The following is an 18,604-nucleotide window of genomic DNA, read 5'->3' as shown; positions in this document are numbered from 1 at the left end:
GCACGAGGGGAGCCGGGCTGATGCGACGACGACACGGGTTCCGGACGCTGCTGCGGGGGCTGCGCCGGGCGCTGGCGCAGGCCGAGGTCCCCTGCGAGCCGTCCCGACCGGTGGCCGGGACCGAGTCCGGGCTGATGCTGCGGGTGCTGTGCCACGAGTTCCGGGCCCCGGTCAGCACGCTCACGGCGTTGACCCGCGCACTGGCGGACGACCGCCGGCCGCTGACCGGTGACGACCGCAGGGCGATCAGCCAGCTCGCCCGGGACCAGGCCGTCCACCTGGACCTCCTGCTGCGCGCCATGGTGGCGGACACCGGCGCGCTGGCCCTGACCAGAGCGGATGAGGCGCCGGTACCGCTCTCCGCCGTGCTGCCCTCGGCGATGCTCCTGGTGCCGCCGGACCGGCTGCGGGTCAGCGTGACCCGCCGGGCCGCCGCCTGGCCGGTCTGCGAACGGCGGACCCGGCAGGTGCTGACCAACCTGGTGAGCAACGCGCTCCGCCACGGTCCGCGGGCGGGGGAGATCGGTGTCCGTGCGGCGGTGCGGCGTACCGGGCTGAGTCTGCTGGTCACGGACCAGGGCCGGATCAGCCCCGCGCTGCGGGAGGCGTTGCGTCGGCCGGCTCCCGCGGTCGGGATGCACGGCATCGGGCTCTGGATCGTGCGGGAACTGGTGGCGGCCGACGGGGGGACGGTGCGGGCCCTCGCGCTGCGGCCCCGCGGGGTCGCCGTGGAGGTGCGGCTGCCCGGTCCCACCGGCTGACCCCCGGGGGCCGGTGGTTGGCCCAGGTGGGCCAGCACGGCGGGAACTGTCCTCGGTACCACACCAGCGGTACCGAGGAGGACCGATGTTCACCCATATGAAGGACCTGCAGTTCGAGGCCAAGCCGGACGGCCCGGACGCCGCCTTCGCCCGCCGGCTCCAGGAGATCCTGGGCGGCAAGTGGGGCGAGATGACCGTCGCCAACCAGTACCTGTTCCAGGGCTGGAACTGCCGACTGCCCGGGAAGTACAAGGACCTGCTGCTCGACGTGGGCACCGAGGAGATGGGCCACGTCGAGATGATCTCCACGATGATCACGCGGCTGCTGGAGAACGCGCCGCTCGCCCTGTCGGAGGCCGCCGAGGACAGCCCGATGGTCGGGGCGATCTACGGCGGGTCCAACCCGGCGCACTTCATCCACGGCGGGGGCGGGGCGCTTCCGGTGGACAGTGCCGGGGTGCCGTGGAACGCCAGCTTCATCACCGCCAGCGGGAATCTGATGGCCGACTTCCAGCTCAACGTGACGGCCGAGGCGCAGGGGCGGCTCCAGGTCTCCCGCCTGTTCAACATGACCGACGACCCGGGCGTCAAGCAGATGCTCCGCTTCCTGCTCGCCCGGGACACGATGCACCAGCGGATGTGGCTGGCGGCGATCGAGCAGCTCAAGGAGGACGGCCTGGAGGGGATGCCGGTGCCCGAAGCCTTCCCGGACTCCAAGGAGTTCGAGGACTTCGGCCGGACCTACCTGGACTTCTCCCCGGGCAACGACGCGGCCGAGGGCGCCTGGGCGTCCGGACCCACCCCGGACGGGAAGGGCGAGTTCCGCTACGACCACAGCCCGCGCGCGCACGCGCCGGAACCGGTCCTGCCGCCCGGTGACCCCCGGCTCTACGGCACCAATCCGTCCGGCCCCGGGAAGCTGGCCAGCAAGGTCAAGAGCGCTGTCACCTGACGCCACCGCGCCGGGTCGCCCGCGGCATGCGGGCGGCCCGGCGGCGTCCCGGCCCGTCTCCAGGAGGTGTTCGCATGACGGAACTCGTACTGCGCCCGCTCGCGGACGCGTTCATGCAGGTCGGCGTCTACGTGGCGGTCCTCGTCGCGCTCTTCGGCTGGCTGCGCTGGCGGTACGGCGACCGGGTGACCGACGGCCTGACCAACCGGCCCCGCCTCGGGCCGCTGGTGGGCGCGCTGCTCGGGGTCAGTCCCGGTTGCGGCGGCGCGATCATCCTGATGCCGCTCTACGCCTGGAAGAAGGTCTCCTTCGGTACGGTCGTCGCCGCGCTGACCGCCACCATGGGTGACTCGTCCTGGGTGGTGCTCGCCTGGAACCCCGGCTTCGCGCTGAAGCTGCATCTGCTGCTCTTCGCGGTCGGTCTGGTCACCGGCTACGTGGTGGATGCCGTCGGCATCGACCCGGCCCGATCCGGCGTGGCCTCCCGGGGGGACCGAGGTGGTATCCGGGCCGCCGGCACGGCTGGTCGGCCCGCCCCGATCCCGGCTGCGGCGGCCGTCGCCGGTGGTGTCGGCGCCGGGCGCGGCGGGGTGGACGTGGCCGTCCACCCGCCGACCACCACCGCGCGGCGCCCTGTCCCGGCCCCGCTCCGGCTGCTCGGCGGGCTCCGCCGACGTGACCCGGCCACGGCGTTCTGGGGGCTCACCACGCCGGCCTTCGCCGTCTCGGTGCCGGTCGTCTTCCAGCTGGTCGACCCGGTGGCGCTCACCGACACCTTCGGCGGGGTCGACCCGTACCTGGCGCTCGGGGTGCTGGGCACGTTGGCCGCGGTGGTCATCTTTGCCGCCGGCGGGTGCCGGCTCGCCGACGACAACCTGGAAACCGCGCTGCCGGGGTCGCTCCGGGAAACGCTGCGACACAGCGCCCACGAGGCCTCGTTCGTCACCGTCTGGGTCGCCGTGGCGTACGTCGGATGGCAGGTCCTCACCACCACCACCGGCTTCGACGGCTCGCAGCTCGCCCTGACCGGACTGCTCGGGGTGCTGGTCGGCGCCGGGATCGGACTGATCCCCGGCTGCGCCGTACAGATCGTCTTCACCGGCCTGTTCATCAGCGGCGGCCTGCCGCTGCCCACGCTGTTGGCCAACGCGGTCAGCCAGGACGGCGACGCGCTCATCCCGCTGGCCGCCCTGCGCCGGCGTTCAGCCGCCCTGGCCACCGTGATCACGACCATCCCGGCGGCGGTCGTCGGCACCGCCGTCCTGCTGTTGCTCGGCTGATCCGCGTACCTCCTGGAGGCGACATGTCCGCTCCCGTGCTACCCGTCCCGCTGGGGCGGATCCGGACGAAGCTGCTGGTCTTCGTGGCGCTGGCCGTCGTGGCCACCGTGGGCGGCCTGCCCGCGCCGGCGGTCACGGCGCTCTGGGCGACCAGTCTCGCCATCCCGCTCGTGGTCGCCCTGGCCGGCGGCGCAAGGGCGGTGCGGGAGCTGTTCCTGCCGCGCCGGCCCATGCCCGGGCGGGGTGGTCTGGGTCACAGTCAGGAACAAGGGGAACGCTTTGTTACTTGAGCCTGACACGCTCAACTCAACGCGATAGCAGGTGTTCGATGGCAACTCTTCCGGTACTTCCCCTGACCGACGCCGTCCTGCTGCCGGGCATGGTCATCCCGGTGACCCTCGACCCGACCACCCAGGCCGCGGTCGACGCGGCCCGCGCCTCCGGGGACAAGAAGCTCCTCGCCGTGCCCCGCATCGACGGCGAGTACGGCTCCGTCGGCACGGTCGCCATGATCGAGAAGGTGGGTCGACTGCCCGACGGCGAACCCGCCGCCGTGGTCCGCGGCCTGTCCCGGGCCCGGATCGGCTCCGGCGTGCCCGGACCCGGCGCCGCCCTGTGGGTCGAGGCGACCGAACTCGACGAACCCGCCCCGGCCGGCAAGGCCCGGGAACTCGCCCGCGAGTACCGCGCGCTGATGACCTCGGTCCTCCAACAGCGCGGCGCGTGGCAGGTCATCGACGCCATGGAGCGGATGACCGACCTCTCCGAGCTGGCCGACGCAGCCGGCTACGCGCCCTGGCTCAGCCTGGCGCAGAAGACCGAACTGCTCGCCGCGCCGGACGTCACCGCCCGGCTGGAGCTCCTCGTCGGCTGGGTGAAGGACCACCTCGCCGAGCAGGAGGTCACCGAGCAGATCAACAGCGACGTCCGCGAGGGGCTGGAGAAGTCCCAGCGGGAGTTCCTGCTGCGCCAGCAGCTCGCCGCCATCCGCAAGGAACTCGGTGAGGACGAGCCCGACGGCTCCGCCGACTACCGCAGCCGGGTGGAGTCCGCCGACCTGCCGGAGAAGGTCCGCGAGGCGGCCATGCGCGAGGTCGGCAAGCTGGAGCGGGCCAGCGACGCTTCCCCGGAGGCCGGCTGGATCCGTACCTGGCTCGACACCGTCCTCGAAATGCCGTGGAACACGCGTACCGAGGACAACACCGACCTGGCCGCGGCCCGCGCGGTGCTGGACGCCGACCACGCCGGCCTGGCCGACGTGAAGGACCGCATCCTGGAGTACCTCGCGGTGCGCAACCGCCGGGCCGAGCGCAACCTCGGCCTCGTCGGCGGGCGCGGCTCCGGAGCGGTGCTCGGCCTCGCCGGCCCGCCCGGTGTCGGCAAGACCAGCCTCGGTGAGTCCGTCGCCCGGGCGCTGGGACGCAACTTCGTCCGGGTCTCCCTCGGCGGCGTCCGCGACGAGGCGGAGATCCGCGGCCACCGGCGCACCTACGTCGGTGCGCTGCCGGGCCGGATCGTCCGCGCGCTGCGCGAGGCCGGCTCGATGAACCCGGTCGTGCTCCTCGACGAGGTGGACAAGCTGGCCGTCGGCTACGCCGGCGATCCGGCAGCCGCCCTGCTCGAGGTGCTGGACCCGGCGCAGAACCACACCTTCCGGGATCACTACCTGGAGGTCGACCTCGACCTGTCCGACGTGCTCTTCCTGGCCACCGCCAACGTGGTGGAGACCATCCCCGGCCCGCTGCTGGACCGGATGGAGCTGGTCACCCTGGACGGCTACACCGAGGACGAGAAGGTGGCCATCGCCCGCGACCACCTGCTGCCCCGGCAGCGGGAGCGGGCCGGGCTGACCGCCGCCGAGGTCACCGTCGCCGACGAGGCCCTCGCGCGGATCGCGGGGGAGTACACCCGGGAGGCCGGCGTGCGGCAGCTCGAACGCGGACTGGCGAAGATCCTGCGCAAGGTCGCCGTCGAGCTGGCCACCGACCCGAGCCCGGTCCGGGTGGACACCGGCAACCTGGCCCGCTACCTGGGCCGGCCGAAGTTCACCCCGGAGTCGGCCGAGCGCACCGCGGTGCCCGGCGTGGCCACCGGCCTGGCGGTCACCGGCGCCGGCGGCGACGTGCTCTTCATCGAGGCCACCAGCATGGAGGGCGAGCCGGGGCTGACCCTCACCGGCCAGCTCGGCGACGTGATGAAGGAGTCCGCGCACATCGCCTGGTCGTACCTGCGCTCCAACGGGCGGCGGTACGGGCTGGACCCGAACGCCCTCGCCGGGCGGCGGATCCACCTGCACGTCCCGGCGGGCGCGGTGCCCAAGGACGGGCCCAGCGCCGGCATCACCATGGTGACCGCGCTGGCCTCCCTGGTGACGGGCCGGCCGGTCCGCCCCGAGTTCGGGATGACCGGTGAGGTGACCCTCTCCGGCCGGGTACTGCCCATCGGCGGGGTGAAGCAGAAGCTGCTCGCCGCCCACCGGGCCGGCCTGACCGAGGTGATCATCCCGAAGCGCAACGAGCCGGACCTGGACGACCTGCCCGCCGAGGTCCGCGAGGCGCTGACCATCCACACCCTCGCCGACGTCGCCGACGTGCTCGCCCTGGCGCTGCGCCCGGCCGACGTGGACGCCAACACCCTCGGCGGCCAGACGCTCAGCGCGGCCTGACCGCCACCCGCCCCGGCGGGACGCACCGAGGCCCCCGGTCGACCGACCGGGGGCCTCGGCGTGCGTGCCTCAGCGGCGGTCGCGCCGGTCCCCGCCGAAGTCCCGGCCACGCCGCTCCTGCCGGTCGGCCCCCTCGAAGCGGCGCTCGCCGCCGCCCTCGCCGTCCCGGTCCCGCCGTACGGTGGCCTTGCGGCCCTTGATGGTGCTGCCCCGCAGCCCGGTGATCACCTCGTCGGCGACCCCGACCGGCACCTCGACCAGGGAGAACCGGTCGGCGATCTCGATCGAGCCGATGTCCCGGCCGTTGAGGCCGGTCTCTCCGGTGATCGCCCCCACCAGGTCCTGCGGCCGGACCCCGGCGCGCCGGCCCAGCCCGATGAAGACCTGGGTGGTGTCGCCAGTGCGCGGCCTGGCGCCGCCGCGCCGGTCGCCCCGACCCGCGGCCTCCGGCCGGCCCTCCCGCGGAGCCCGGACCGCGACCTGCGGAATCTCCTCCTCGTCCTCGGTGGTGGGCCCGGCCGCCTCGTGGGCCAGCTTCACCGCGGCGAGGGCGACCTCCACCATGTCGAACTCGTCCGACAGCGACTCGACGATCACCCGGAACGAATCGAGGTCGTCCTCCAGCAGGCTCTCCCGCAGCGCGGCCTGGGTCAGCTCCAGCCGCCGGGTCCGCAGGTCGGCCACCGTGGGGATCTTGTCGATGGTGATCCGCTGGCCGGTCACCCGCTCGATGGTCTTCAGCATCCGATGCTCGCGGGGCTCGGCCAGGGTGATCGCCACGCCCTCCCGGCCGGCCCGACCCACCCGGCCGATCCGGTGCACGTACGACTCCGGCGCGGACGGGACGTCGTAGTTGACCACGTGGGTGAGCTGCTCGATGTCCAGCCCGCGGGCCGCTACGTCGGTGGCCACCAGCAGGTCGGCGGTGCCCGAGCGGAGCCGGCCCATCACCCGGTCCCGCTGCTCCTGGCTCATCCCGCCGTGCAGCGCCTCGGCCCGGTAACCCCGGCCGTTCATCGTCTCGGTGAGCCGGTCCACCTCCTCGCGGCTGCGGCAGAAGACGATCGCCGCGGTCGGGGACTCCACGTCCAGCACCCGACCCAGCGCTGCCGGCTTGTGCCCCCGGGCCACGATGTACCCGCTCTGCCGCACCCGGGGCGCCTCCCCGGCCACCGTCCGCTCACGCTCGATCTGGATGCGCTGCGGGTCGGTCAGGTGCTTACGGGCCAGCCCGTCGATGCGCGCCGGCAGGGTGGCCGAGAAGAGCACCGTCTGCCGCTGCGCCGGGGCGTGCTCCAGGATCGCCTCGATGTCCTCGGCGAAGCCCATGTCGAGCATCTCGTCCGCCTCGTCGAGCACCACGGTGGCCAGCGCGCCCAGCCGCAGGGTGCCCCGGGCGATGTGGTCCAGCGCCCGGCCTGGGGTGGCCACCACCACGTCCACGCCCATGTCCAGCGCGCGCAGCTGCCGACCGATCGGCTGGCCGCCGTAGATCGGCAGGACCCGGGCGCCCAGGTCCTTGCCGTAGCGGTGGAACGCCTCGGAGACCTGCACCGCCAGCTCCCGGGTGGGCACCAGCACCAGCGACACCGGGTCCCCGCCCCTGCGGTCGTCCGGCATTCGCTGTAACAGCGGGAGGGCGAACGCGGCGGTCTTGCCCGTACCGGTCGCCGCCTGCCCCAGCAGGTCCCGGCCGGCCAGCAGCGGCGGGATCGCCTCCCGCTGGATCGGGGTCGGCTCCTCGTAGCCGAGGGCGGAGAGCGCGCCCAGCAGCTCGGCGCGCAGGCCGAGATCAGCGAAGGCGCTCGCCTCGTCGGCGTCGACGGCGTGGGTGGGGTCGGTCGGTGTTGGTGCGGAACTCATGCGACAAGCCTTTCATTCCCCCCGCCGACCCGTCGCGGCGACCGGCACAACCGTCGAGCCGGAGACGTCCCGCCCCCCTCCGCGGCGCCGGTGCCCTCGATCCGGACGTGCCGATCCGCAGGGGTGTCCGGCAGCGGCGGGGTGCCCCTGAGGGATGGCCGGCCTATTGACATTCGATAGGTTATGAGCGAAACTCGATGCATGGTCACCCAATATCGGGCGGTAGCCGCTCTCAGAGTCTTCCTTGTGTTGCTGTTCGGGGTCCTGGTGGTTTTCCAGACCCTCTCCCTTGCCCGGACAGTTCAGGTACATGGCTGAGGAGTCCCCGGACTTCGCATACCTGAGGTGGCCGGCGACTGCCGTGTCGGTGTTCTGGGTGCTCTGTGTGCAGGTGGTGATCGTGTCCACCTGGAAGTTGCTCACCCTGGTCAAGAACGACCGCATCTTCAGCGCGGCCTCCCTGGCGTGGGTGGATGCGATCGTGTGGGCCATCGCTGCCGCGTGGGTGGTGCTCGTGGGCGTGTTTCTCTACGTCGGGTTCAACGCGGATGACCCCGGACTACCGCTCCTGCTGTTCCTGATGACGATCGGTGTCACCGTGCTGGGGCTCCTGATGGTGGTGATGCGGGCGCTGCTGCGGCAGGCCACCGCGCTGCGGACCGACATGGAAGCGGTGATCTGATGCCCATCGTCGTGCGTATCGACGTCGAGCTGGCCAAACGCAAGATGAGTGTGGGCGAGTTCGCCGAGCGGGTCGGGCTCACGCCGGCGAACGTGGCGGTGCTGAAGAACGGTCGGGCCAAGGCCGTGCGCTTCAGCACCCTGGAAGCCATGTGCCGGGTGCTCGACTGCCAGCCCGGTGACCTGCTCGAGTGGGTCGAGGAAGGAACCGAGACCACATGAAGTACCTCCTCGCCATCCTCACCATCCTCGCCATCGCGATCGGCGTCGCCGGCATCGTGTACGGGGAGGCCGATGACTCGCCGGGCCTCCAGTTACTGGGCGTCGTGCTCGTCGTCGGCGCGGTCGCGTTCGGCGTGCGGATCGCCAGACGCCGCCGGTAGCGGTACCGCCCGCGCGGCCGGCTGGCGCTGAGGTCGTCGCCGCGGGCCGGCGGCCATAACGGCCGACGACTAGCGTGACGGGGTGCGTACGGTCGAACTGGTGTGTTCCGCGCCGCTGGAGGAGGCGGTCCGGGCGGCCTGGGCGCGGCTGGCCGCCGCCGGGCTGCCCAGCCTGGCCCGCAACATCCACCCCACCAACCGGCCGCACCTCACCCTCGCCGCGGTCGACGAGTTCCCGCCCGGGGTCGAGGAACGCCTCGCCGATGTCTGCGCCGCCGCACTGCCCGTGCCCGCCCTCCTCGACCGGGTGGAGGTGCTCGACGGCAGCGCGCCGCTGGTCTGGCTGGTCCGGCCCGTACCGGAACTGGTCGCCCTGCACGCCACGGTCTGGGACGTGCTGGCCGGCGCCCCCGGGCAACGCCCGTGGCACCTGCCGGGGCGGTGGATCCCGCACCTGAGCCTCGCGCTGCGGTTCCGCGACGCCGACCGGCGGCTGGCCCGGGCGCTGGCCGGCCCGGACCGGCCGGGCGGGCAGTTCGTGGCGGCGCGCAGCTACGACGGCGAGGCCCGCACGGTCAGCCCGCTGGTCCCGGCCTGAGCCCCGCGCCGCCCGACCCGCCGGTAGGGGCCGTCCGCGTGTCGGCGGACGGCCCCCACCGGGTCAGCGGTGGAACCGCAGGTAGTCGAACTCCGCGGTGACCGGCGGCTCGGCGCCGCCGTGCGCGACCAGGCCGATCCGGGGCGTGGTGTCGGCCGGGAAGGTCCAGACCCCACCCCAGGTCCAGTGCTGGCCGTCCCGGCTGGAGCCGGCCCGGAACTCGTGCTCCCCGGTGGCCGGGTCGACGTGGTGGGCCAGCCGCAGCCAGGTGGTGGTCGCCGGGGTGCCGACGATGTTGCCGCCGTACACCGGCTGGCCGGCGAAGGGCAGCTCGTAGCCGTACTCGACCTGGCGGGTGTTCCAGATCGCCACCTGGGACAGCCGGGCGAAGCGGTTGTCGTCCACGTACGCGACCATCCCGGCCTGCTGATAGTTGCGGACCGTCGCCTCGCCGAGGTCGAGGGTCACCTTCGTCTCCGCCACGTAGTCGCCGGTCGGCGCGTCGCGCAGCAGCACGCCGGCGGTGTTGCCGGTACCGACCAGGTCGGCCAACTCCACCGGCCAACGCAGCGCACCGTCGCGCACCGTCGCCGCCGGGTTCTCGCGGACCCACTGCCAGTCCGCGTCGAGCCCGTCATCGAACTCGTCGGAGTAGTCGGACAGGAGGGGGCCGGAGGTCGGTTCCGGCACGGTCCGGTCTACCGGCTGGTACAGCTCGGCCGCGCTCACGTTGTCGAACTCCGCTCGGCCGTCACGGGCGACGAGCGTGAATTCGCCGTCGAGGGACCACCCCAGCCGGGCCGTGACGACGGCCAGCTGGTCGCCGAGACGGGCAGGGCTCAGTTCCGCGACGAGCTGGTCACCGCGTACCTCGACGGCCAGGTTGTGCACCTCACCTGCGGCGAAGTCAGCCGGCAGCGGTGCGCTTGCGGCGAGCCCGCCGGGAGCGCGGACCACGAGCTGGCCGCGCTCGGCGTCCACCAGGATGGTGACGCGCTCACGATCCCGTCCGCCCAGCGCGAATCCGGCGGAACTGCCGCCGGTCAACCGAAGGTCGGCCTCCGCCCGGACGTCGGCGTCGATCACCGTACGGCTGGCGAGCGTGCCGGTGCCGCTGACCCTGCCGTCGGTGACCTCCCAACGGCCGGCGGTGATGCGCCACCCGGAGAGTCCGGAGTCGAAGCGTTCGTCGAGCCGGGCGGTGGTGACCGGCGCGGGCCGCGGCGCTTCCGACGGGCCCGCGCCGGCGTTCACCGTCGGCCAGCCGTCGACCCAGTCCAGCCGGTCCAGCAGCATCGGCCGCTCGTTGATCCCGAACGGCTCGTCCAGGTACGGGTCGGCGCGGTCGATCGCGTGGTAGACGATCCAGTCCTGGCCGGACAGGTCGGTGAGGAAGCCGTTGTGGCCGGTGCCGATCCAGCGGTTGCCGTTCTGGGTCAGCACCGGGGTGCCGCCGGCCCGGGAGACGTCCAGCCGCACGCCGTCCCGGTCGACGAACGGCCCGCGCGGGCTGCGCGACCGTCCGACGTGCACCGAGTACCCGGTGGCCGGGCCGGCACAGCAGTTCGCGGTGGACGCGAAGAGGTAGTACCAGCCGTCGTGGCGCAGCACGTAGCTGCCCTCGAACTTGTTGTCGATGGCGACCAGGCTCGGCGTGCCCACCGCGCGCAGCCCGTCGGCGGTGAGCTCGGTGACCGAGATGCCGCCGTAGTAGCTGCCGAAGTAGAGGTAGTTGCGGCCGTCGACGTCGGTGAACTGGCTCGGGTCGATGGTCCACAGGTAGCCGCCGCCCCCGCCGGGGCGCGGGGCGACCACCGGCTGGTCGACGAAGGTCCACGGGCCGGTCGGGCTGGGCGCGGTGGCGGCCCCGATGGCGGTGTCGAAGGTGTCGGTGGAGACGTCGGTGTCGGTCACCGTCACGTACATGACCCACTGGTCGCCGACGCGGCGCACGTCGGGGGCCCAGAACGCGGCGCCGGGGGCGGCCCAGGACGGGCGCTGGTCGGGGGCGAAGGCGTCGCCGACGTACGTCCAGTGGACCAGGTCGGCCGAGCGGGCGGTGGGCACCCGGTGGGCCTGCTTCTCGCCCTCGCGGAGCGGGTCGGAGGTGCCGTAGGCGTACCAGAGGCCGTCGTCGCCGCGGACGATGACGGGGTCGGCGAAGGTGTCGGCGAAGCCGGCGGAGATCGGGTTGCGGTAGCGGTCGGGGCCGGAACCGGCGGCGGCCGGCGAGGACGCCGTCGCCAGGACCAGACCGAGTACGGCGGCGAGCACGCCACCACGGTGGAGATGTCCCATCAGACCTGCCTCGGGTCGGTGTCGACAGAGGTCACTGCGGTGCACCGTTTCTACAACGTTGGATACAACGATGTAAAGAGCGCCGGGACCGTTCGGTGGGCACCGAACCGTCCTCGTGCCAGCATGGCTGCATGACCCCGACCAGCACCGACGGCGGTTCGGTCGCCGGCCTCGCCGCGCTGCTCGCCGACCGGACCCGGGCCAGTTTCTGCCTGACCCTGCTCGACGGGCGGGCCTGGACGGCCGGGGAGTTGGCCCGCGCCGCCGGCGTCGCCCCGTCCACCGCGAGCGACCACCTCACCCGGTTGGTCCGCGGCGGGCTGCTGGTCGAGGAGCGGCAGGGCCGGCACCGGTACGTCCGCCTGGCCGGCCCGTCGGTGGCCCAGCTCATCGAGGACCTGGCGGGCCACGCCCCGGCCCCGGCGGCTCCGCCCCGCACCCTGCGCGCCGCGTCGGCCGGCGCCGCCCTGGCGTACGCCCGGACCTGCTACGACCACCTGGCCGGGCGGCTCGGCGTGCGGCTGTACGACGCACTGCTGGCCCGCGGCGTGCTGGACCGGTCGGGCGGCCTCGCCCTCACCCCCGCCGGTCTGGACTGGCTGACCGGGCTCGGCGTACCGGTCGAGCCGCTCCGGGCCGCCCGGCGACCGCTGGTGCGCGACTGTCTGGACTGGACGGAGCGGCGGCCACACCTGGCCGGTGCCCTCGGCGCGGCACTCTGCCACCGCTTCCTCGACCTCGGCTGGACCGTACGCGGCACCGGCCGGGCGATCCGCCTCACCCCGGCCGGCGTCCCGGCCCTCGCCGCCGCCCTCCATCTCGACCCCACCGACCTCGCCCCCGCCCCACCCCGCGACACCGCCCCCCGCCGCGCCTGACCCACCCCACCAAGGTTGGGTGGGGACGGTTCGGTGGGGGCCGAAGGGTTGCGGGCCTAGCGTCGGGTCATGAGCTGGTCGACGATTGATGTTCTCCCCGGCGCGCCCGGCTGCGGGCCGCCCGTCCGCGACGCCGACGGCGCCTGGTCGGTCACCCGGCACGCCGACGTGACGGCCGTGCTGACCCACCCCGACTGCGTCGTACCGACCGCCCCCGACGGGCCACCGGGCACCCTGGCCTGGCTGCGAAGCACGGTGAGCCGGTTCAGCGACCCGCGGCGCCACCCGGCCAGGCGGGCGGTCGGCGTGGCCGCGCTGGCCGGGCTCGACCCGGACGAGCTGCGGACCGCCGCCGCCCGGCTGGCGGGGAACGAGATCGACCGGGCCGGCGGGAGACTCGACGTGATGGCGCGGCTGGCGCGGCGCGTACCCGTGGTGGTGCTGGCCGACCGGCTCGGCCTGGCCGACCCGACGGCGGCCGTGCCGGCGGTGGTGGCGGTGGCCGCCGCCTACCATCCGGGCGCGACCCCGGCGGCGGTGGCGCGCGCCGACCGAGCGGTCGGCACTCTGCTGGAACTGTCCCGGCCGGCGCCGCCGGAGGTCACCGCGAACCGGCTCGGACTGCTGGTGCAGGCGTGCGATGCCACGGCTGGTCTGATCGGGGCCGCTGCCCGGCATGTCCTCCCCGGACCCGAGGTCACGGCGAGCCGGCTGGATCCGCCGCTGCCGGCCGGCGACGCCGCCGATCACGTCCGGTCGGTGCCGACGGCCGGGCTGCTCGCCGAGGTGCTCCGGCTCGACCCGCCGGTCCGCGCCACCCGCCGGGTCGCCGCCGCCGCGCTGCGGCTCGATGGGCGGAAGCTCGCGGCGGGCAGCCCGCTGCTGCTCCGCTTCGACGCGGCCAACCGCGATCCGGCGGTCTTCGCCGAGCCGGACCGGTTCGTCCCGGGCCGGCCCGGCCGCGCGTTGACCTTCGGCGCCGGGCCCCGGGGCTGTCCGGGGGAGCGGCACGCCCTGGCGCTGGCCATCGGGGTGGTCGACGCGCTGCGCGGCCGCTGCGTCCGCACCGGCACCGAACTCCGGCACGAGCCGCACCCGACGCTGCGCGTCCCCGCCAGGCTTGAGGTGATCTTCGGATGAGCGACCGGTACGCCGCCTTCCGCGTCCTGCACCGGCCGGGCCGTCCGCTGCTGCTGCCCAACGCGTGGGACGCGGCCTCCGCCGCGGCGCTCGCCGCCCGCGGTCACCCGGCGATCGGCACCACCAGCCTCGGGGTCGCCGCGGCCGGCGGAAAGCCGGACGCGGCGGCGGCCACCCGGACCGAGAACCTGGAGCTGGCCCGCCGGCTGCGTGGGCTGCCGGCGCTGCTCACGGTCGACGTCGAGGGCGGCTTCAGCGACGACCCGGCGGCGGTGGCCGGGTACGTCGCCGAGCTGGCCGCGCTCGGCGTGGTCGGGATCAACCTGGAGGACGGCCGCCCCGACGACACCCTGGCGCCGGTCGAGCTGATGGCCGCCAAGATCGAGGCGGTACGGGCGGCAACCCCCGGGCTCTTCCTCAACGCCCGTACCGACGCCTGGTGGTGCGGTGTGCCCGAGCCGCTGGAGCAGGCCCTGCACCGGGTCCGGGCGTACCGGGAGGCGGGCGCCGACGGGATCTTCGTGCCCGCAGCCCCGGACGACACCGTCGGGCTGCTCGCGGCCGAGGTCGGCCTGCCGCTGAACGTGCTGCACCGGCCCGCCGGGCCAGGCCCGGCCGAGCTGGGCCGGCTCGGGGTCGCCCGGGTGAGCACCGGCTCGTTGCTGTTCCGGGCGGCCCTCGGCGCGGCGCTCGACCTCGCCGACGCGGTCCGGGCCGGGCGGGACGGAGAGACCGGCGGGGTCCCGTCGTACGGGTGGGTGCAGGGGCTGGCCGGGCGGTTCGGGACGGACCACACCGGATAGGCGTCGTTCGGGGGAGATAGGAGGATTGTTCGGGGATCCGGCGGTCGTGGTGGTTACGGTGTGTTTCAGGTTCAGCCACACCGTGTCCTGTCCGGAGAGAGGGCCCGACCATGCGAGTGCCCAGCCGAAGCCCAGGCCAGCAACCCGGGGCCGCCGTCGCGTCGACCGCCCCCGTCCGCCGTCTGCCCCCGACCGCACCGGCCGGCCGGCCGGCGCCCGACGAGCCGGATCTGGCCGCGTACCGGGCCGCGGTGGCGGAGCTGCTCGTCGAGGTGGGTGCCCTGGCCGACGCCCCCTCGGCCACCGCCCGGCAGGTGCTGCTCGACCAGCGGCTGCGCGAGCCGGCGATCGCCGTGGTGCTGGACGCCACCCCACAGGGGTTCGTCGGGGCGCGGGAGACGTTGCTGCTGGAGATGGCCCGCTACCAGCCGAACGCCCGCAGCTCGGCGGCCGACCTCACCGCGCTGGTCCGGATCTACCTGCTCTCCCGGATCGACGTGATGTGGTGGCGCGACGCGCCGACCTTCCTTACCGACGCGCAGGTCAACAGCAGCGTCGATCTCGTCGACCTGGAGTGGCTGCGCCGCCGCGGGCTGCTCAGCTTCCGGTACCACGAGCAGCCGGCGACCGTCCTCGGCCGGAGCCTGCGCGCGGTGCGCCGCCGGCTCCGGCCGGGCACCACCCCGCGCACCGCGGGCCTGATGTTCCGCCGGGCCCGCCGCGAGATCGTCGCGCTGCTCAACGACATCGCCCGGGAGTTCGCCCGGGCCACCCCACCCGGCACCCCGCCGCTCTGGGTGACCAGCCTGGCCCGCAGCGCTGAGCACCAGTACCGGCTGCGCCGCCTCGGGTACGCCGCGATGGTGCCCAGCGGGCACTGCCTCGGCTACGCCGCGGACGTGGAGCTGGCCTGGTTCCGGCGCTTCGGCGTCCGGGACACCCTGGCCGGGCTGCTGCTGGCCCGGCAGGACGCCGGTGAGATCAACGTGGTCGACGAGGGGCAGGCCTGGCACCTCTGCCTCGCGCCCACCGCCCGGGGCCGGCTGCGGCGGGCCTACGAGGCCGAGATGGGTGCCTGAGACCGCCGATGTGCGGTATCGCGTTGAGCATCGGGCCGGAGGCCGACCCGGCCACCTTCCGCCGGATGCTCGCCGTGCTCGCCCCGCGCGGCGAGGTCACCGAGACCCGGCAGGAACGGGGCCTGCTGGCCGGGGTCCGCCGGTTGCGGATCGTCGACCGGGACCGGGCCGCGCAGCCCTGGGTCTCGCCCGACGAGCGGTACCTGCTCTGCTACAACGGCGAGGTCTTCAACCATCCTGAGCTGCGCGTGGAGCTGACGCGGCTGGGGTACGCCTTCCGGGGCGGGAGCGACACCGAGGTGGTGCTCGCCGCCTTTCTGCGGTGGGGCGAGGACGCGGTACGCCGGCTGCGCGGCGAGTTCGCCTTCACCGTGGTGGAACGGGCCACCGGCCGCGCCTACCTGGCCCGGGACCCGCTCGGGGTGAAGCCGCTCTACTGGTCCCGCGGCCCGGGCTGCCTGCACCTGGCCTCCGAGGTCAAGGCGCTGGTCGGGCACGGCGCGCCGATCAGCGAGGTGCCCCCCGGGCACCACGGCTGGGCCGAGCCCGACGGCCGGGTGGCGCTGCGCCCGCACGTCGACCTGCTCACCCTCGGCGCGGGACTGCCGATGATCGACGATCCGGACGAGGCCGCCCTGCTCGTCCGTGCCGCGCTCACCGACAGCATCCGGATGCGGGTGGACACCGACCTGACCGTCGGCGTGGTCCTCTCCGGCGGGCTGGACAGCTCGCTGGCGCTGCTGCACGCCCACCGGATGCACCCGGACTGCGTGGCGGTCACCGTCGGCGTCCCGGACAGCCCCGACGTGGCGTACGCCCGGCGGCTCGCCGCCGACCTCGGCGTGCCGCACGAGGTGGTCGAGCTGCGCCCGCGCGACATCCGGCTGGCCGACGTGCGGGAGGCGATCCGGATCTCCGAGCTGACCGAGTACGGCGACATCATCAACGCCGTGGTCTCGGTGCCGATCTTCCGCCGGCTGCGCCAGCTGGGCATCAAGGTGGTGCTCACCGGGGACGGCTCGGACGAGCTGTTCGGCGGCTACCCGATGTACCACCGGGCCGGCCCCGAGCGGTCCCGCCGGCTCTTCCTGCACCGGATCCGTAACCTCTGCCGCACCGAGTTGCAGCGGGTCGACCGGACCAGCATGGACCACGGGGTGGAGGCCCGGGTGCCCTTCCTCGACCTGAGCGTGGTGGAGCTGGCGATGCGGCTGCCGCTGGGGCTGAAGCTGCGCGACGGGCAGGAGAAGTGGATCGTCCGGCGGGCCTTCGCCGACGTCCTGCCCGACTACGTCCGGCGGCGGCCGAAGAGCCTGATGTCGTACTCGTCGGGGCTGCACGAGCGGGCCCGGCTCTACAAGCCGTTCTTCGCCCGGCTGCACCGCGCGTTCGGCTACCACCTGCTGGAACCGGTCCGCCGGGACTTCGACACCGTGCTCACCCGCTGCGGCAACGACCTGGACGCCGCGATCGCCGACGGGCTGGCCCGCCCCGACTACACCGTGCTGGAACACGCCCGGGACCTGGTCGGCGCGGCGAAGTGGAACGCCGCCCCGATGGTTCGCCGGCTCGTCGGCCCGCGCCGCACCCGCGGCGGTGACGAGGCGCCGCTGCCCGGCTGAACCCTGGACCCCGTCCGGCCCCGCCACGACGGCCGATGCGAGGTCCGATCGCCGCCAGCATCCCGGGCCGGACCGCGCCAGGCTGGGATCATGACGACCGCCACCCGCACCACCTTCCTCGTCCGCCCCCTGCCGGCCGGAGCGCTGGCCGGCGTCCGGGCCACCGGCCGCGACGCCGCCGGGCAGCCGGTGGAGCGGCTCACCGCCGAGGGCGGGGAGCCGCTGCGCTGCTGCCTGCGCGACGCGACGCCGGGCGAGCCGCTGCTGCTCTTCGGGTACGCGCCGCCGCCGGCGGCGGCCGGGCCGTACCGGGAGGTGGGGCCGATCTTCGCCCACGACGCGGACTGCCCGGGGCCGGACCCCGCCGGCGGCTATCCGGCCGCGTGGCGGGGTCGTCCGCAGGTGCTGCGGGCGTACGACCGGCGGGGCCGCATCCACGGCGGCCGACAGCACGACGGCAGCGACCCGGAGGAGGTCATCGCCGCGCTCCTCGCCGACCCGGCGGTGGTCGCGCTGCACAGTCGCAACGTGGTGTACGGCTGCTACATGTTCACCGTCGAGCGGGCCGAGGGCTGAGCCGTCCGGGCGAGGCTGGCGTGACCGGCGGCGGCCCGGGTATCAGCCCCGCATGGCGGGACTGGACGCGATCGTGGTCGGGCAGGTGGCGCGGGACCTCGTGCTGCTGGTGGACGAGGTTCCCGACGCCTCCCGGGCGGCGTCGGTGCGGTGCCGCCGGGAACTGCTCGGTGGCAAGGGCGCCAACCAGGCCGTCGGCCTCGCCCAGCTCGGCGCCCGGGTCGGCCTGCTGGGCGTGGTCGGGCAGGACGAGGTCGGGGACCGGCTGCTCGGTCGGGCGCGCAGCGACGGGATCGACGTCGCCCCGGTGGTCCGCCGCGAGGGCGCGCCGAGTGCGCTCATCGTCGACGTGGTCGATGCCGGTGGGCGCTGGCGGTACCTGCAGGACATCGGCGAGGAGATGCTGCTGACCGAGGCGGACGTGGCCGGCGCCGAGGAGGTCGTGCGGGCGGCCCGGGCGGTCCTCGTACAGCTGCAACAGCCGCTGCCGGCGGCGCTGGCGGCGGCCCGGTGCGGCCGCGCCGCCGACCGGCTGGTGGTGTTGGACGGCGCGCCGGACGACCTGGACGGCGCCGCGGAGCTGTTCGCGCTCGCCGACGTGCTGCGCGCCGACGCGCAGGAGGCGGGGCTGCTCGTCGGCGACCCGCCGAAGGACGCCGACGCCGGCCTGCGGGCCGGCCGGGAGCTGCGCGGGCGCGGGCCGTCGCTGGTCGCCGTGGAGGTGGCCGGGGAGGGAAATGCCTTCGTGTGGCCGGACGGAGAGGTATTCGTGCCGCTCAGCGAGACGCCCACGGTGGACAGCACCGGGGCGGGCGACGCGTTCGTCGCCGCGCTCACCGTCGGCCTGCTCCGCGGCGACCCGCCCGAGCGGACGGCCCGGTACGCCGTCGCGGCGGCCGGCGCCACCGTCGGCCATCCCGGCGGCCGGCCGGCCCTCACCGCCGAGGCGATCGAGGAGCAGCTGGTCCGAATCCCGTCGGACTGACGGCGGACGGTGCCGTGGCGGCCGGTGCCGCCGCGCTATG

At 74.5% G+C, this 18,604-nt stretch carries 18 protein-coding genes; 16 read left to right on the top strand and 2 right to left on the bottom strand.

Annotation, left to right across the window (positions count from 1 at the left end):
* The first annotated feature begins 20 nt into the window (after positions 1 to 20).
* The 5 genes from I8N68_RS02930 (at position 21) to lon (ending at position 5,658) form a co-directional block, all read left to right on the top strand.
* Positions 21 to 761, top strand: a complete 741-nt coding sequence (locus tag I8N68_RS02930) for a sensor histidine kinase (RefSeq protein ID WP_200207256.1) — start codon at positions 21 to 23, stop codon at positions 759 to 761.
* 85 nt (positions 762 to 846) lie between these two features.
* Positions 847 to 1,713: a manganese catalase gene (locus tag I8N68_RS02925; protein ID WP_200207255.1), complete on the top strand. Its 867-nt coding sequence runs from the start codon at positions 847 to 849 to the stop codon at positions 1,711 to 1,713.
* A 74-nt stretch (positions 1,714 to 1,787) separates the two neighbouring features.
* A complete protein-coding gene (locus tag I8N68_RS02920) occupies positions 1,788 to 2,993 on the top strand; it encodes a putative manganese transporter (protein WP_200207254.1) in 1,206 nt (401 codons plus the stop codon).
* 23 nt (positions 2,994 to 3,016) lie between these two features.
* On the top strand, positions 3,017 to 3,283 hold the full coding sequence (locus I8N68_RS02915; protein ID WP_200207253.1) for a hypothetical protein: 267 nt from the start codon (positions 3,017 to 3,019) through the stop codon (positions 3,281 to 3,283).
* Positions 3,284 to 3,321: 38 nt separating this feature from the next.
* Complete coding sequence (gene lon / locus I8N68_RS02910; protein ID WP_200207251.1) at positions 3,322 to 5,658, top strand: endopeptidase La; 2,337 nt, start codon at positions 3,322 to 3,324, stop codon at positions 5,656 to 5,658.
* Between the two features lie 69 nt (positions 5,659 to 5,727).
* Here lon and I8N68_RS02905 read toward each other — a convergent pair whose 3' ends face one another.
* On the bottom strand, positions 5,728 to 7,521 hold the full coding sequence (locus I8N68_RS02905; RefSeq protein ID WP_200207250.1) for a DEAD/DEAH box helicase: 1,794 nt from the start codon (positions 7,519 to 7,521) through the stop codon (positions 5,728 to 5,730).
* A gap of 310 nt (positions 7,522 to 7,831) precedes the next feature.
* Here I8N68_RS02905 and I8N68_RS02900 point away from each other — a divergent pair, with 310 nt between their 5' ends.
* From I8N68_RS02900 to I8N68_RS02885, 4 genes are all read left to right on the top strand, one after another.
* Positions 7,832 to 8,203 (top strand): DUF2975 domain-containing protein, encoded by a 372-nt coding sequence (locus I8N68_RS02900; RefSeq protein WP_234038667.1) that lies wholly within the window; start codon positions 7,832 to 7,834, stop codon positions 8,201 to 8,203.
* Positions 8,203 to 8,424: a helix-turn-helix domain-containing protein gene (locus I8N68_RS02895; protein WP_200207249.1), complete on the top strand. Its 222-nt coding sequence runs from the start codon at positions 8,203 to 8,205 to the stop codon at positions 8,422 to 8,424. The genes I8N68_RS02900 and I8N68_RS02895 overlap by 1 nt, the downstream gene beginning before the upstream one ends.
* A complete protein-coding gene (locus I8N68_RS02890; RefSeq protein WP_200207248.1) occupies positions 8,421 to 8,585 on the top strand; it encodes a hypothetical protein in 165 nt (54 codons plus the stop codon). The genes I8N68_RS02895 and I8N68_RS02890 overlap by 4 nt, the downstream gene beginning before the upstream one ends.
* A gap of 82 nt (positions 8,586 to 8,667) precedes the next feature.
* Positions 8,668 to 9,183: a 2'-5' RNA ligase family protein gene (locus tag I8N68_RS02885; RefSeq protein WP_200207247.1), complete on the top strand. Its 516-nt coding sequence runs from the start codon at positions 8,668 to 8,670 to the stop codon at positions 9,181 to 9,183.
* A gap of 63 nt (positions 9,184 to 9,246) precedes the next feature.
* Here the strand turns inward: I8N68_RS02885 and I8N68_RS02880 are convergent, their stop codons facing one another.
* Positions 9,247 to 11,481, bottom strand: a complete 2,235-nt coding sequence (locus I8N68_RS02880) for a family 43 glycosylhydrolase (protein WP_200207246.1) — start codon at positions 11,479 to 11,481, stop codon at positions 9,247 to 9,249.
* A gap of 131 nt (positions 11,482 to 11,612) precedes the next feature.
* Here I8N68_RS02880 and I8N68_RS02875 point away from each other — a divergent pair, with 131 nt between their 5' ends.
* From I8N68_RS02875 to I8N68_RS02845, 7 genes are all read left to right on the top strand, one after another.
* Positions 11,613 to 12,359, top strand: a complete 747-nt coding sequence (locus tag I8N68_RS02875) for an ArsR/SmtB family transcription factor (protein WP_200207242.1) — start codon at positions 11,613 to 11,615, stop codon at positions 12,357 to 12,359.
* Between the two features lie 69 nt (positions 12,360 to 12,428).
* Positions 12,429 to 13,499 carry a cytochrome P450 gene (locus I8N68_RS02870; protein ID WP_200207241.1) on the top strand — a complete coding sequence of 357 codons (1,071 nt, stop codon included), beginning with the start codon at positions 12,429 to 12,431 and terminating at the stop codon, positions 13,497 to 13,499.
* A complete protein-coding gene (locus tag I8N68_RS02865; RefSeq protein WP_200207240.1) occupies positions 13,496 to 14,302 on the top strand; it encodes an isocitrate lyase/PEP mutase family protein in 807 nt (268 codons plus the stop codon). Before I8N68_RS02870 ends, I8N68_RS02865 begins: the two co-directional genes overlap by 4 nt.
* A 110-nt stretch (positions 14,303 to 14,412) precedes the next feature.
* Positions 14,413 to 15,381 (top strand): hypothetical protein, encoded by a 969-nt coding sequence (locus I8N68_RS02860; RefSeq protein WP_200207238.1) that lies wholly within the window; start codon positions 14,413 to 14,415, stop codon positions 15,379 to 15,381.
* Positions 15,382 to 15,389: 8 nt separating this feature from the next.
* Positions 15,390 to 17,003: an asparagine synthetase B family protein gene (locus tag I8N68_RS02855; RefSeq protein WP_200207236.1), complete on the top strand. Its 1,614-nt coding sequence runs from the start codon at positions 15,390 to 15,392 to the stop codon at positions 17,001 to 17,003.
* Positions 17,004 to 17,093: 90 nt separating this feature from the next.
* Complete coding sequence (locus tag I8N68_RS02850; RefSeq protein WP_200207229.1) at positions 17,094 to 17,579, top strand: DUF1203 domain-containing protein; 486 nt, start codon at positions 17,094 to 17,096, stop codon at positions 17,577 to 17,579.
* 52 nt (positions 17,580 to 17,631) lie between these two features.
* The gene (locus I8N68_RS02845) at positions 17,632 to 18,564 is read left to right on the top strand and encodes a PfkB family carbohydrate kinase (protein ID WP_200207227.1); all 933 of its coding nucleotides are present in this window, start codon (positions 17,632 to 17,634) and stop codon (positions 18,562 to 18,564) included.
* Positions 18,565 to 18,604: the final 40 nt, after the last annotated feature.

Source organism: Micromonospora coerulea, from assembly GCF_016598485.1.
Lineage (GTDB): Bacteria > Actinomycetota > Actinomycetes > Mycobacteriales > Micromonosporaceae > Micromonospora > Micromonospora coerulea.
Note: the sequence above shows the minus strand (reverse complement) of the source record. Positions and strands in the feature narration are given on the sequence as shown.

Bases quoted from the DNA above. Each gene is read 5' to 3' on its own strand.
- I8N68_RS02930 (WP_200207256.1), top strand. From the start codon at position 21: ATGCGACGACGACACGGGTTCCGGACGCTGCTGCGGGGGCTGCGCCGG.
- I8N68_RS02925 (WP_200207255.1), top strand. From the start codon at position 847: ATGTTCACCCATATGAAGGACCTGCAGTTCGAGGCCAAGCCGGACGGC.
- I8N68_RS02920 (WP_200207254.1), top strand. From the start codon at position 1,788: ATGACGGAACTCGTACTGCGCCCGCTCGCGGACGCGTTCATGCAGGTC.
- I8N68_RS02915 (WP_200207253.1), top strand. From the start codon at position 3,017: ATGTCCGCTCCCGTGCTACCCGTCCCGCTGGGGCGGATCCGGACGAAG.
- lon (WP_200207251.1), top strand. From the start codon at position 3,322: ATGGCAACTCTTCCGGTACTTCCCCTGACCGACGCCGTCCTGCTGCCG.
- I8N68_RS02905 (WP_200207250.1), bottom strand. From the start codon at position 7,521: ATGAGTTCCGCACCAACACCGACCGACCCCACCCACGCCGTCGACGCC.
- I8N68_RS02900 (WP_234038667.1), top strand. From the start codon at position 7,832: ATGGCTGAGGAGTCCCCGGACTTCGCATACCTGAGGTGGCCGGCGACT.
- I8N68_RS02895 (WP_200207249.1), top strand. From the start codon at position 8,203: ATGCCCATCGTCGTGCGTATCGACGTCGAGCTGGCCAAACGCAAGATG.
- I8N68_RS02890 (WP_200207248.1), top strand. From the start codon at position 8,421: ATGAAGTACCTCCTCGCCATCCTCACCATCCTCGCCATCGCGATCGGC.
- I8N68_RS02880 (WP_200207246.1), bottom strand. From the start codon at position 11,481: ATGGGACATCTCCACCGTGGTGGCGTGCTCGCCGCCGTACTCGGTCTG.
- I8N68_RS02875 (WP_200207242.1), top strand. From the start codon at position 11,613: ATGACCCCGACCAGCACCGACGGCGGTTCGGTCGCCGGCCTCGCCGCG.
- I8N68_RS02870 (WP_200207241.1), top strand. From the start codon at position 12,429: ATGAGCTGGTCGACGATTGATGTTCTCCCCGGCGCGCCCGGCTGCGGG.
- I8N68_RS02865 (WP_200207240.1), top strand. From the start codon at position 13,496: ATGAGCGACCGGTACGCCGCCTTCCGCGTCCTGCACCGGCCGGGCCGT.
- I8N68_RS02860 (WP_200207238.1), top strand. From the start codon at position 14,413: ATGCGAGTGCCCAGCCGAAGCCCAGGCCAGCAACCCGGGGCCGCCGTC.
- I8N68_RS02855 (WP_200207236.1), top strand. From the start codon at position 15,390: ATGTGCGGTATCGCGTTGAGCATCGGGCCGGAGGCCGACCCGGCCACC.
- I8N68_RS02850 (WP_200207229.1), top strand. From the start codon at position 17,094: ATGACGACCGCCACCCGCACCACCTTCCTCGTCCGCCCCCTGCCGGCC.
- I8N68_RS02845 (WP_200207227.1), top strand. From the start codon at position 17,632: ATGGCGGGACTGGACGCGATCGTGGTCGGGCAGGTGGCGCGGGACCTC.